The 14,242-nt window shown below is 42.9% G+C and carries 9 protein-coding genes; 2 read left to right on the top strand and 7 right to left on the bottom strand.

What is annotated here, in order from left to right:
- The first annotated feature begins 131 nt into the window (after positions 1-131).
- Entirely contained in the window at positions 132-2,888 is a 2,757-nt protein-coding gene (locus OSCIL6407_RS0123255; protein ID WP_019487733.1) for an AAA-like domain-containing protein, read from the top strand.
- A 12-nt stretch (positions 2,889-2,900) separates the two neighbouring features.
- Here the strand turns inward: OSCIL6407_RS0123255 and OSCIL6407_RS0123250 are convergent, their stop codons facing one another.
- The 7 genes from OSCIL6407_RS0123250 to OSCIL6407_RS0123220 form a co-directional block, all read right to left on the bottom strand.
- Positions 2,901-4,109 carry a glycosyltransferase family 2 protein gene (locus tag OSCIL6407_RS0123250; RefSeq protein WP_007355270.1) on the bottom strand — a complete coding sequence of 403 codons (1,209 nt, stop codon included), beginning with the start codon at positions 4,107-4,109 and terminating at the stop codon, positions 2,901-2,903.
- Positions 4,110-4,572: 463 nt separating this feature from the next.
- Entirely contained in the window at positions 4,573-6,207 is a 1,635-nt protein-coding gene (locus OSCIL6407_RS0123240) for a polysaccharide biosynthesis protein (RefSeq protein ID WP_007355271.1), read from the bottom strand.
- A 378-nt stretch (positions 6,208-6,585) separates the two neighbouring features.
- Positions 6,586-6,765, bottom strand: coding sequence for a hypothetical protein (locus OSCIL6407_RS34740; protein WP_007355272.1), 180 nt, complete (start codon positions 6,763-6,765; stop codon positions 6,586-6,588).
- A 98-nt stretch (positions 6,766-6,863) separates the two neighbouring features.
- Positions 6,864-8,780: an adenylate/guanylate cyclase domain-containing protein gene (locus OSCIL6407_RS0123235; RefSeq protein ID WP_007355273.1), complete on the bottom strand. Its 1,917-nt coding sequence runs from the start codon at positions 8,778-8,780 to the stop codon at positions 6,864-6,866.
- An 89-nt stretch (positions 8,781-8,869) separates the two neighbouring features.
- Positions 8,870-9,037, bottom strand: a complete 168-nt coding sequence (locus OSCIL6407_RS35560; RefSeq protein ID WP_007355274.1) for a hypothetical protein — start codon at positions 9,035-9,037, stop codon at positions 8,870-8,872.
- Positions 9,038-9,346: 309 nt separating this feature from the next.
- A complete protein-coding gene (locus OSCIL6407_RS0123230; RefSeq protein WP_007355275.1) occupies positions 9,347-12,481 on the bottom strand; it encodes an AAA family ATPase in 3,135 nt (1,044 codons plus the stop codon).
- 590 nt (positions 12,482-13,071) lie between these two features.
- Positions 13,072-13,467 carry a response regulator gene (locus tag OSCIL6407_RS0123220; RefSeq protein WP_007355276.1) on the bottom strand — a complete coding sequence of 132 codons (396 nt, stop codon included), beginning with the start codon at positions 13,465-13,467 and terminating at the stop codon, positions 13,072-13,074.
- A gap of 87 nt (positions 13,468-13,554) precedes the next feature.
- On the opposite strand from OSCIL6407_RS0123220, the gene OSCIL6407_RS0123215 reads away from it, so the two are divergent.
- The gene (locus tag OSCIL6407_RS0123215; protein ID WP_007355277.1) at positions 13,555-14,094 is read left to right on the top strand and encodes a cyclic nucleotide-binding domain-containing protein; all 540 of its coding nucleotides are present in this window, start codon (positions 13,555-13,557) and stop codon (positions 14,092-14,094) included.
- Positions 14,095-14,242: the final 148 nt, after the last annotated feature.

Raw genomic sequence — 14,242 nt, 5'->3', positions numbered from 1 at the left:
GAGGTTACATAAAAAATTTTAGCTGCGGCGCGGTAGCTACGCCAGCCGCAGGCAATCGCCCTTCATCAAACTAAACATACCTTGACAAAAACTTGGGGAAATGATATGGGAGTTTTTTAGAGACTCAATCGATGAAGACAGAACTAAACTTAACCTATCAATATCAAGTCGGAGGAAGTCTACCAATAGACGCTCCTACTTATGTAAGGCGACAAGCAGATGATGAACTCTACGAAGGCCTAAAGGCTGGACAATTCTGCTATGTCCTCAATTCCCGACAAATGGGCAAATCTAGTTTGCGGGTGCAAACTATGAAAAGGCTGCAAGATTCAGGTCTTGTTTGTGCCTCAATTGACTTGACCACAATTGGCTGTCAAGACATCAAGCCTGAACAGTGGTATGCAGGGCTAATCTACAGCATCGCCAGTAGTTTTAATCTATTAGATCGATTTGATGTCGTGAGCTGGTGGAGCGACCATGAAATGCTTGCTCCCGTCAAGCGATTAGATGTATTCATCCGCAAAGTATTACTCACAAAAATCACTAAAAATCTGGTAATTTTTATAGATGAAATCGACAGTATACTCAGTTTAAATTTTAATGTAGATGATTTTTTTGCTTTGATTCGTGCTTGCTACAATCAGCGAGCAGATCAGCCGGAATATAATCGTCTGACCTTCGCTCTCTTGGGAGTAGCTACTCCATCTGAATTAATTCAAGACAAAAACCGTACCCCTTTTAATATTGGTCGAGCAATACACTTAACTGGTTTTCAATTAGAGGAAAGTCTGGCCCTAACCAAAGGATTAGCTCTAAAAGCCTTTCAGCCACGAATAGTGCTTAAAGAAATATTAACTTGGACAGGCGGGAAACCATTTCTCACCCAAAAACTTTGCAAATTTGTACTAGCCTCTTCATCATTTATTCCTAAAGATGGTGAAGCACAGTACATTGAGGACTTGGTAAAAGAGCGCATTATTAACAACTGGGAAGCACAAGATGAACCAGAACATTTAAAGACAATTCGCGATCGCATTTTGCGGAGCCGCCATAATACTTGTCGGCTACTGGTTCTATACCAGCAAATTTTGCAACCCCAAACCCCCCAACCCCCCCTTAGTAAAGGGGGGCTCAATATACCCCACCTTAGTAAGGGGGGGCAAGGGGGGGTAGTTGCTGATGACTCTCCCGAACAAATAGAATTGCGGCTGTCAGGATTAGTTGTTAAGCATCAGAATAATTTAAAAGTTTATAATCCCATTTATGAGTCTGTTTTTAATTCTAACTGGGTTGAAAAAGAACTGGAAAACCTAGCTCCCTATCGGGAAGCATTTGTAGGGTGGTTAGCTTCAGACTGTGTGGATGATTCGCGGCTCTTGAGAGGGCAAGAATTACAGAATGCCTTAGTCTGGACAGCAGATAAAAAATTAAGCGGAGAACACTATAAGTTTTTGATCTCCAGTCAAAATGTGGCAGCAAAACCTCAAGATGATTCTCCTAATGATGACGTTTCAATGGGTCAATTTAGTGATTCTGAAATCTCCGAAAGTAGCGGAGATGTAATCCCCACAGAAATTGTTGAAGAACCGACACAACTAGAGCCACAGAGAGAATTTAAGCCGATTATGGCTCCGAGTTTGTATGAATCAGAATCTGGTTCTAGCGATGAGCAAATGTTGTACGATCATCTAGTTTACTGCGTACAAACAGAGTCGCCACCGGAAATAATAGAGCGCTTTCGCAAGTTGTTTATAGATGGCAGAGGATATCCCGATCGGAAAGTAGAAGCAGCTTTATATAGTATTATTTCTGTGAAACGCGAGGAGCTACAGTTTAAATATATCCTTTACCGCTGCTGCCACATTCTAATTAACCGCTGGCAATTGCACGCCCGAAATAAAGTAGCGATTGCAGATTTAATATCTTTATTTAAGAATAATATACCCCGCACTGGGGTAGAATTTTACATAGTTAAACGCTTACAAGAACAGGTGAAATTATTTACAAAAAGTGAAGAATATCTGGCTCTAGAGCGGTTAGTTAAAGTAGTAGATCCCGATGCAGAGGTAAATAAACAAGAGATTAATTCTTCTGTGGGTCAATTAATTTATCGCTATCCCTATTTGTACAGTCATTGTTTGCTAAGTAGAGATAGCTCTTATGAAGATCGGCAAACTATCCGACACATTCAATCTCAAAAACAGTGGCAATTTGAAATGGAGTTGTCCGAATATTTAACTTATTTAGTCAGGCAATCGCAAAATACAGCCAGCCAAATGCAGTCAGTGTTGAACCCTACCCTTTTGAGCGATGCTGAACTGAACTTTGCTGTCAAGGAATTTGCAGGAAAAGTTGAAGGTTCTCAGACTTACCGAGAATCAGCTCAGTTTTTTCTAGTCCGCACGAGAAAGACGCAATCCTACGCAGCTTTTAAGGAAGATTTATATGAGTATTTGATCTCTTCTATTAAGCCTACTTACGGAAAACGCCAATTTAATGACCGTTTATATAAGCAGCTAAAAAGCACTTTTCCTGAGAGCGATTCTGAGAAGCTGAATAACTTATTACTAATTGAGACTTGCCGCTATTTGTTCGATTTTCTGGTAGTAGAAAGCCCTGAAAAGCCTAATCACTATGTATTTTACGATCTGGTTTCTAACCTGGGGCCCGTGAGAGCAACAAGCCTTTTGCTCAAAATTGCCTTGCTTTCCCGCAAAGTTAAACCTGAGTTAGAAAAGAGATTTTCTATTTTGTTTAATCACTATGAAGGTAAAGCTCTAGATGATATGCGGTGGTTGGTCAAATCTCTGGAAAATCTCAATGTAGCTTTAGTTGTCAATTTTGGTACTGTGGATCTCTCGTTTCTCAAACATATAGCTAGGGACTAGGGGAAGAAGGGACTAGCTTGCATCTCGCTCTGTGCGAATCCATTTTGTCTGACGCTGCACCAGAAAACTCAGATAAAGAGGGATTTTCCAAAGAATGTAAAAAGGTACAGCTAAAAGAGTTGTCGCTGAGATATCATTACGTGCAAACTTAGCCCAAGCTGCGATAATCGAAATTAAAATCAAAAGTCCTTCGATTGCTAATATAAGGGCGGGAAGCCAAGATGCTCCTAGCGTTGCGGCTAATAACGCTCCACCCAAAGCTGTAACCCAAATCGCTACTAAGAGGGAGAGGGGAGGTACGGATAAGTCGAGAGCGATCGCGAATAAGTCAAAGCGCCTTTGAGCGATCGCAGCTTTTAGCAGTCTCGGAGTTTGAGTAAGCAAAGTCTGTAAATGTCCGTGTTCCCACCTAGTCCTTTGGCTTGTTGCTGCTTGCTGCTGCTGGGGGAGACAACCTATTACTTTTGCCTCTGGGCAAAATATAGTAGTATGTCTCGCGATCGCTAAATCGACACTAAGCTGCATATCTTCCACAATATTACCGCTAGCCAGGGAAATTTCCTGAATTACTGACCAGGGAAAAGCCATCCCCGTACCTGTTAACAAACAGGGGAAGCCTAACTGAGCTAATCCGCTCGGCCGGACTAAATTCTTAACCGTAAAAGCTAAGGCAGAAATTGAATCTTTCGGACTTGGTAAGGGCGGTTTTTCCATCAAATAAATTGCCTGAACTGGTTGTGATGAAGTAACTGCAACACTAACCAGTCGCTCGATTGTATCCTGTTGGCAAATACAGTCTGCATCAACGATGACAACAACTGTAGGCGGATCGGCTTCCAGAAACCGCAGTCCATAGTCTAAAGCATATCCCTTTCCTAAGCGATCGCGATCGCAGCGTTCGATTGCAGTTGCACCGAAACTGCGTGCGATCTGGGCTGTTTCGTCAGTACAATTATCCGCAATTACTATCAGGCGATCTTGAGCTCTTAGCTGTGGCAATAATGCCGAAAGAGTTGCACCAATTCCGGTAGCTTCATTGTGAGCAGGAACTAAAACCGCTACAGGAGGACGCACAATTGCAGTCTCTGGTGTTTTGCGGAAGCTCCGCAAAAAGGCTGCACTGCATTCTAGAAAAAGAACTGCAATCGGAAGTAAAAGCCCAATTGCAATTAGAAACAGAACAACATTAACAAATGCAGCTATCGCAATTTTAATTTCCATCAGAACAGGGTAATTGGTAATTGGTAATTGGTAATAGCTAATGGCTAATGGCTAATAGCTAATAGCTAATAGCTAATGGCTAATGGCTAATAGCTAATGGCTAATTATACCAAATCCGGCTTTACTACCCCCTTTATTGTCATTGTTCGCTGTGCTCCGCGCAGTTGCGAGCTCCGCGAAGCAATCCCGAAGCAATCGCCTAGTCTCTGCGATTGCTTCGGGCTTAGTTTGCTTTACTACGTTCGCAACACCCTCAGATTGCTTTGTACCTCGCAACTGCGCTGCACTTGACGCGCGGAGCACAGCGAACAATGACGGATTATTGCTAATAAAGGGGATGACTAACCCGGATTTGGTATTACCCATCCTCTCCATCTCCCCCTCTTTCCCTAGTCCCTAGTCCCTTCTTATATAATTGGTAATTAGATTTTCCTACTAACAACCAACAACTAACAACTAACAACTAACCACCAACAACGCTAGCTAATACCTTTTGAGACCTCAATTGAATCACATTGTCAACAGGAGCAAACTCTCGGACATATCTGGATACAGAGCGCAAATATGCCACCTCTAGTTGAATAGAACCCACCTTTGATAAACTTTCAATCATGTCATCAAATTCATCAGGTGTCACCTTAGCTAGATTCAAAACTTCTTTATTTAATCTGCCGTGTAAACCTTCTAGAAGTAGCTCTAGAATATCCTGGTAGATATTGATGTCAGTTCCATCAGCTTGCAGCCTCTTAGCATTGATTCCCCACTTTAAGATATTCAAGAGTTCGTGGGCTGAAGTCCAAGAAAAAGTCGAAGAAATTATCTCTCTTTCAGAATTTGCTAGAGCTGGCTTAATTTGAGCTTCTGGGAAAGTTTCATCCGTAACTAATACTTCCAGGCGGAACAATTGTTTAGTTAATGTGCGGAAAGAAAAAGGAGCTAGTTCCGCAATTTCCATTTCTCCAGAAGGGTCAACTATTCGAGAGGCATTTTCCAAAACATTCATTAACAGGTGAATTTCTGTAGGATTGCTCCAGTCAAACTGACCCAGGAAAAAGGGTTCTTCATATCCAGGGAGAAGTCCTTGAAAATAAATCGGGATATTTTTGCCAGACTCAATAATTTTAGCAAGAGCAACTTCCAGGGTTTCCGTTGGCCAGCCCAGATTGCGAACTGTTAAAAATTTTAGTTTACCGGGAACGGAAAAAATTAATGAATTCAACAACAAATGTACTGCTTCTTCAACATTTTGAGCAGTTACGTAGCGGTGCGGAGCGTGAACGTTGACTATTTTACCTTGGTCTACTTTTTTAGCCATTTGCTCGCAGAAAGAGCTGTTATCTAACATATGGGTAAAACGTACCATCCCATAAGTAACATTTCCTTCTTGAGCTGCTTGAGCAAATTGCCACTCTGCTAACTTTTTGGAGGCGGCGTAAACTTCTGTAGTAAAATAGCGAGAAGCTTTGCCTGTGGAAGAGAAAATGCACTGGCGGACACCATACTCTTCACAAAGTTGGATAATATGTTTAGTTCCTAAAAGGCTAGTGGTAGCAGTTTCTCGAATTTTAATTTCAGCGAGTCCGGGTAGGCGTTGAGCAGCTAGGTGAAAGACTAGATTGGGTTTTTCTGTATCAAATATATATCTTAGCGCCTCAGAGTTACGAACATCAGCCGCATAGAAAATGATCTTTCCTTCTAGAGTGCTAGTGGGAATATCTCCTTCTAAGTTATGACATCGTGCTTTATCCACAGAAACTATGCGCTTAGCACCTAGTTCGAGCAGTTTTTTAATCAAGTTAGTTCCAACGCACCCTTCTCCTCCGGTTACGAGTACCACTTTTCCTTGTACTTTGCTCTTAACTTCCTGTGCGTACAGGTGAAGGGTGCGGTTGCGTACATCGCTAAAAGGCTCTGTTTCTAATAGTCCGTCGGCCTTGTAAGCTTCGATGAGCTTGACTGTCAGAGTTTGCAATTCAGCAAGAATTGCAGAGTCTTGAGGCTCTGGCGAACCAGGAGGAACTAGCTGTTTGATCAGTTCAATAATTCCGGCTTTGGTAGTAGATTTAACTGCTGATAAATTAGTAGATGCAAGTTTCACTGTTGTAGCTCCTGTTAAATACTAGGAATAATGATATGTGAGCAACGGCACACCTCGATAGCTCGCCATGAGAGCGAGTGTTTTAGAGGGGAAAATGGCAACTATTTGAAGATAGCTATTAGCTCCTCTCTTTATTTGGTTCGGTGCGATATTTGTATCTTCTCTGACACCTTTTAAAAATGTCTGAGTTCAATATCACTAACCTTACGGTTCCTTGATGAATATCATCATAGACTATACGTACGAGTGCTTGGCAATAGGTTGGCACTAGCTTTACAAACTCTTCGTAATTATCTACGAGTTTTCGCGTAATTTTAAAGATTGTGTAAAGTCGAAAATCTTTACATTAAGCAGTTAATTTATCGATAAGTGCAATATCTATCGATCGCGTGGGAGCTGAAACCCTTGTGAGTACGTAGTTTGGTCAGAAATTCGAGACTTGCCTACTTCTAGCTTCAATATTTCCCGCAGGCGGTTGTTGACAAATTCGCTTACCGTGAAAATACGGTAGAGCACTGAGGATGCTACTCCAATCTGAAAAATATTTCTATCTTGCAAACTACTAATTATTGCTGTAGTTAGTGTGGTTTTAAGCCAGAGGAAGAAGAGTAAGAGAAAATACTTAATTTTACGTTTAATTATTCTCTACTAGCTAACTAAGAAAATTTTCCGCGCTCTCTGGCTCCACCGCTGCTTTGCTTTTGCTCTCTCCTACCAGTAAGTAAGTAAGTTGTCATGTACCCTTTGCCCTTAATTTGGATAGCCCCCCGCTTCTCAAAGGCATACTTCTGGCGCAATAGCTCGTAAGTGGCTGCTGTCACTTGAATGCAGCCCGTCATACCGTGAGATTCCATGCGGCTAGCAATATTCACAGTGTCGCCCCACAAATCGTAGATAAATCTCTTTAAGCCAATGACACCGGCAATTACGGGGCCAGAGTTAATACCGATGCGGATGCTAAAAGCTTCATTGTGTTCGACGCTGAGTCTACGAATTTCCTGCAACATATCCAGGGCCATTTCTGCGATCGCTTCTGCGTGATCGGAATGGGGCACTGGGAGGCCGCCAACTACCATATAAGCGTCCCCAATCGTCTTGATCTTCTCTAAGCCGTGTTTGTCGGCTAAGTGGTCAAAGGCGGAAAAGATATCGTTGAGCACTCCCACCAATTCCGAGGGAGAGATACGGGAGGAGAGCTCTGTAAAGCCGACAATATCAGCAAACATCACTGTTACTGCCCCAAAAGTGTCAGCTATATTGTGTTCGTCACCTTTGAGACGCTCTGCGATCGGGGCGGGTAAAACATTTAATAGTAGTTGCTCGGATTTGGCTTGTTCTAATTCCAATTGTTTGTAAGCTTGTTGTAACTTTTTGGCTTGATTAGAACTTTCTTCGGCGAGTTTTTCGATTTGTGTCGTGCGGCTGAGGGCGGTCAACATATAAGTAACAGGTATGAGAGTCCACAGCAAGCCCATAACTAAGCTACCCCAAGACCGCCAGTGTTTTTGAGTCCTACGAAATTCAGGGGTTGTTAAGATATAAAGCGACCACTGGCTACCGCTAATCTTGAGGACTAGCCTACAAGGTGTTTCTCTCGAATCAGAATTGTTTTGAATCGGGCAGTTTAACTTTGCTGCTTGTTCTACCTCCGGCCCTGCTGAAACAACTGTTTGGGTGCTGGAATCGTAGAGTACCCCAAAGTTATTTGTCTGTAGATAGGGGGGGAAGTCTGGATCATCGATATTGGGTAAGACTATAGAAGGTATTGACTGATTTGGCTTTTTAAGAATGCTGTTAGTGAGGTAAAAATTTACATATTCGGTGTTGCGCCCTCTCAGAGAAGTCTGAAAAATATCTTTAATTTGAAATATTCCTAGTACAAATCCTTGTAATAAGTTGCGGCGATCGCTAATCGTGCTGGGTTGAGAGCCGTTTTGGTAAACTGGTTGGATGGTCAGTAAGGCAGGTTGAGAGCGATCGCCCCTAATTAAGTCGATATTTTCACTGACAACCATTTCTCCTGTATCCCTCGCTTGGTCTAAGGCGGCGCGGATAGCAGGTTCGGAACCTAGATCCAACCCTAAAGCCTCCTGGTTCTGGGCTAAAGGTTCTACGTAGTATACGGGGAAATATTCAGCACGATCGCTAGCTCTAACTATCTTACCGAGTGAGTTTCGCTCTCTAATCTGGAAGTTTGGATCTGTTTTGCTTCTGGCATTAGCTTCATAGTTTTGCCGTTGGGTGTTGGGTACTCGTGGACTCCAGGCGAGGATTTCCAAACTGGGGTGGATGGCGAGGGGACGGGCGACAAACCGAGCAAAGGAGGAACGATCTACTTTGTTTGTAGCTCTCATGTAGTCGCCGAGAGCAAGAATCACATCTAAATCTGTATTAAGCTGACGCTCTAGGGCGATCGCGAAATCGTCGCTACGACGGTTAAATTCGTAATCTCGCCGTCTATTTTCCCAGTTCCAAATCAAGGCGAAGGCTAAAATCGATAAACTAACGCCTAAACAAAGGGTTAACCCAGGGGGAATGTAGCGAGACCAGGGTAAAGGTTGTTTTTTCGTCATAAAAAGTTTGGTAAGTGGCAAACTCAGTGGTTTGAACCCTGAGAGGTAAACGACACGAGCGATTAAAAACATCGTGAATCTTAAAATGCTTAATCGCTGTCTCTCTTGGGTTGGGGATGAATATACTCAACTTGTAATGCCCGATTTTCAACGCCGCAGTCAGCACATTTTCTTTCCCACTTATTCAGTAGATCCTCGCGTAATTCGTAACGGAGTAAGTTAATACTTAGACTGACCAATACAGCTTGCTTTGACATCACTCTTGCAAACTCAGTGGCTTCATCCCGGAGTTAGTGACTCTTACTTCCTGAATACGGGCTATTAAATCCCACGCCGCCAAGTACCATAACAAACTTTCGTCTCTGAGGGTAGATTTCCTATTCAAATTTCAAAATCTAAAATCTAAAAATTGCAGAAAGCGGGAGTTAATGACCGATCTATTAAAGCCTATACTAACCCTAAGAGGAGCTAGGACTGAAAGGTTTTACATTTTACTTTGGCGATCGCTCAACTGTTTTTGGTGTTTGCTAGCTAAGCTGTATAAGCCTTCTTCCTTCTACTTAACATCAAATTGACAAGTTAATGCGAGAACCTTGGGGAGTTTTGCTGACTTCTATTCTAGCCTGGAAAGCTTCTCGGAGGTGAGGGACATGGGTGACAGCAAGGATGCACTCGAAGTCGGGGGCGATCGCGTTAATCGCCGCTATCAAGCGATCGCACCCTTCGCTGTCTTGAGTACCGAAACCTTCGTCAATAATTAACATCTGCAAAGCCGTACCTGCACGCTGTGCTAAAAGTTTAGCTAATGCTAGTCGGATGGCAAAATTAATTCGGAAAGCTTCGCCGCCGGAATAAGTCTCATAAGGGCGAGTACCGCGAGCATCTGCTATCAATATATCCAGGGTTTCAATTAATTTTGTGGCTTTTTTGGAAGCGGCGGCGCGTTGGGTGATAAACTGGACGTGCAATTGATTAGCGCTCAGTCGAGATAAAATGTGATTAGTTTCGGCTTCGAGTTGGGGTAAGACATTTTCAATCATGAAAGCTTGAATACCGTTTTTACCGAAAGCTTGCGATAATTCTTGATAAACTCGGTATTGCTTGCGGGCGGTTTCTAGTTGTTGTTGTTGAGTTTCGCACTGAGTTTGAAGGTTTTCAAGGTGCTGTTGTTGCTGTTCAATTCGTCCCAGACTAGCTAAGTTTTGGTCTAGTTGTTGACGGCGATGCTGTATTTGTTGTTCTATTTCGGCAATTTGGGTGGCTGTGTCGGGAGTTTGTTGTAATTGTTGCCTAATCGCTAAGATTTGATTGTTGAGTGTTTCTAAATCTTGCGATCGTACTTGAATTAAGTTCCCTAATTCATTCATTCGCTGCTGTATTTGCGGAGACTGTTTTTGAGCTTGACGTAATTTTTCGGCACGGGAAAGCCAAAATTGATTTTTTCGCAGTTCGGCGCGGATGTTACTATGTTGTTCTAAGCTATAGCCAATTTCGGCTAGATATCTATCAATACTTTGAATTTGTTGCTGTATTTCTGAGTCGGTTTGTTGTTGCTGTATTTGCTGTTGAAAGCTGGTTAATTGGCTGTGAAGTTCTGGGCGACGGCTATTAATTTTCTGTAACTTTTGCTGAGCTTCTTTAATGCGACTCATTTTAATTTCTGCCCAGCGCAAACTTTTTTCTTGGTTGCGGACGAGGGCGTGATTTTGTTCGCTGTAATTGAGTACCTGCAAGTTTTGCTCTAGTTGTTGAAGTTCTGTATAATCTTCGGCTGCATATTCGCCGCTACGTAGCGATCTCTCTATAGCTGATGCTTCAGCTAATAATTCTTGCACGCGCAATTGCTCTATTCCCAAAGCATCAATTTGGGCTTGTAAATTACCCCGGCGTTCCCGCAATGTTTCATAGGGAGCCAATTCTTCACCTAGTTGGCGATACTCATTTCTGAGGACTTCAAGCTCTCGATTCGAGATAGTTAATTGTTCCCGAATCACCCAAAGTTGATTCCAAATTTCCTGCTGTTGATGGCGATGTTTTGTAACTACTAAGCTCCAGTGATGTTCGTCTAAAGGGCGATCGCACAGAGGACAATTAGGAAGTTGTAAGTCTTGAGTTTTGAGCTTTAAGTTCTGATAAATATCAGATTCTGGTAATAATTTTTGCTCTTCCAAATCTATGTTATTAGGGGGGATTCCTAAGAGTTGAATTTTTTGGTCTAATTCTGCAAGTCGGGCTTCAAAGTCGCGCTGACTGTCTTGAAGACTTTTGAGAAAGTGATGCCGTTCTTGTCCTTTTTCCGTAACTCGCTGTTGATAAACTCGCTTATTTTCTAATTGTAAAATATGATTTGCTACTGCTTGCAATTCCCGATGTAATTCCGGCTGCTTTTGTTGATAAGTAGCTTGCTGCGATCGCGCTCTGGAGTTAAGTTCTTCTAAACGAGCGCTCAAACGAGCATGAGCCCGATCCAGTTGGGTTTGCAATTGTTGCCGCCGTTGTAATAAGGGTGCAACTTGAAGCTGTAATCGATCCAGTTGACTCAGGCGAGTTCTTGCTGCTTGCAATTGAGCCAGTCCAGCTTCTGCTTCTGGCTGTTGATTGAGAATATCTTGAACTTCTTTTTGTTGTTGTTCTAACGTTTCTAATTGGGCTTGGACTTGCTGAACTTTGCCGCTGATTTGACTCACAATCTGCCGCTGTTGTTCTTGTAATTGCTGCCGCTGGTTTTGTGCCTCTTGGTGAGCTTTGAATTTAGCCGAAAGGGTTTCTTCTTCGATTTGCAGCTTTTGAAAAAGGGTTAAACCCGTTGTAATTTCGCTTTCTTGTTGCAGGAGGGCTTGAATTTCCTGTTGCTGCTGTTTGACTGTGGCGAGTTCTTGTTGGAGGCGATTGCATTCTTGGGCGATGTTACTATGTTGTTGCTGTTGGCCAATGAGGAGTTTTTCTCCGGTTTGGCGTTGGTGTTGCTGACCTTGGAGTTGCTGGAGTTTTTCGGTGTTACTATTTTGTTGTTGTTGGAGTTGAGCGGTGATTTGTTGGAGGTTGGTTTGCTTCGTGGCGATCTCATCGCGTTGTAGCAGTTGCCCTTTGAGGGAGTACAGACTTTTTTGTAGGAATTCAACTTGAGCTTTAAATTCGCGGGATTTTTCTTTGGCTTGTTCTGCTAAGATGTCGTATTGGTCGAGTTTCAGTAGACCCGCGAGAATTTCTTTGCGATCGCTCGGTTTTTTGAGCATAAATTCATCCGCCCGCCCTTGTCGCAAATAAGCTGAGTTAATGAAGGTTTCATAATCGAGTTTCAGGTGTTCGATAATTTTCTGCTGTGTCACCCGCAGTCCTTTTTCTGTCAGCGTCCGAAAAGAGCCAGCCTTGATCTCCCCATTAACAACAGCAGAGTCGGTCGCAATTTGAAATTCTAGAGTTCCTGAGAGTCCCCGACGGCGGTTGCGAATGATGCGGTAGATTTCGCCGTGAGTTGCGAAAACGAAGTCAACGCGGACTTCAGTTTCGCCGATATGGATGATGTCGTCTTCAGAGGCGGTGCGACAGTTACCCCAAATTGCCCAAGCGATCGCTTCTAAAAGGGAGGTTTTACCTGCACCGTTGGGGCCGCAGATACAAGCGGTGTGGAGCCCTCGAAAGTCGAGAGTTGCATCGCGGTAACTAAGAAAGTTTTTGAGTGTGAGTTGTTGCGGAATCATTTATGGCACAAGGAAGAGAGAGGAATGCTCTAGTTATCTGGGTTATCTAGGAGAGAAGGTAGAAGGCAATAAAAGCAAAGGTTTCAGCAATTAAGAATCTCCTAACGGTCTTAGTAGTTGCTATAGGCGAATGCGCCCGACATTCTCTTTATCAATACCATGCTTTCTACCTTGTTGCCTAGTTATTCAATCCAGATTGAGGAGGGTAACTAACGCTTCGGTAATTTCTTCCATGATTGCGTCCCAAAGGGTGCTCATGAATACTTTTATGACTTACGCTCAGGCTCCAGAAACCGGGTTTTTGAGAGCATCTGTGGGTCACGCAGGAGGCAGGAGGCAGTAGGCAGGAGGCAGGAGGAAAATGCAATACTAGAAATGGTTTGGGGGAGGGAGAATGTCCTAACCGTTATGGCGGTTGCTATTTTTTTATTAAAAAACCCGGTTTCTTTGATTGGGTGCTTAAGTCCTGACTTTTTAACGAGCCGATCGCCAACAGTAGGTTCAAGAGTAACTCGCCAGACTTCGCCTCTCCGCATTCGTTTTGCTCTCAGCGTTAAGGTATTCTTCTTCTAAATGGTAATATTTTGACTTTATTCTTGGGGTAACTTGGCTTTGATCTGCTCCACAAAATTTTGATAATCGACTACGGGTTTGGCAATGAAGCCATCTGCACCGCTCTGAGCCAGAAGTTGCTCGCGATCGCTCTCACCTAGAGCTGTCACCAAAATTACAGGCAACTTAGCTGTTTGCTCGTTTGCTTTCAGCAATCTAGTGATCTCAACACCGTTAATCGGCTTGCCTTGATAATAACTGTTGGCTAGACAAATATCCATCAGAATAATATCAGCTTCTCCAGAAGAGGCCATGTGTAAAACCTCTTCCACATCTTCCGTATGCTTGGCAAGCATTGCCCCCCGCTTCGTTATAATCTTCTCAAAAACTCGCCAATTAATCGGATTATCTTCCACAATCAGAACGGTTTTCATAAGCAATTCCTTAAAAAATGCCGTTACATTACCAAGCTATCAAAATATAAGCTATAAAAAGACAACACGCATCCCCCCTCCTACATTATGAGCAAAGTTTTAGTCATCTTAGGCGAATTAAGCGATCGCGACATAGATTGGATGCTCGCTAACGGCACGCGCAAGCAAATTCCAGCAGGCACAGTGCTGATCTGTGAAGGCAAACCCATAGATGCGCTCTATATCGTTCTCGACGGCAGCCTGAGTGTTTCAGTCGCAGCTTTAGGCAACAGAGAAATAGGCAAAATTAGCTCTGGAGAGGTTTTAGGTGAAATGTCTTTCGTAGATGGCCGCCTCCCTTCTGCCAGTGTTAAAGCTATTGGAGAATGCCTAATATTATCAATTTCTAGACAGAAATTAACCGAAAAACTAGAACAAGACGTACTTTTTTCTCTACGGTTCTATCGAGCGATCACAAAATTTCTTTCCACTAGACTGCGGGGCACAGTCAACCGTTTCAGTCAAGATCCCGACTACCTCCTGTTCCAGGATAGTTCAATAGAAGAACCAAATCAACCCGCCCTAGAAGACAACAAATTAGCTAAATCTAGATATGACTGGTTAATGCAACGCCTAAGCGATACTTAGCTAATTAGAAATTAAAAATAAAAAAAGGAGGTAGAGGTAATTAAAAATTAAAAATTAAAAATTAAAAATAGAGAGGAAGATCGGAAAGTCATAATCTTCTGAGGGGATAATAATTCGTTTAAGTAGGAGGAGATATTGAAACGTAAAA

Source organism: Kamptonema formosum PCC 6407, from assembly GCF_000332155.1.
GTDB classification, from domain to species: domain Bacteria; phylum Cyanobacteriota; class Cyanobacteriia; order Cyanobacteriales; family Microcoleaceae; genus Kamptonema; species Kamptonema formosum.
The sequence above is the reverse complement of the archived record's forward strand: the minus strand, read 5'-3'. Positions and strand labels throughout refer to the sequence as shown.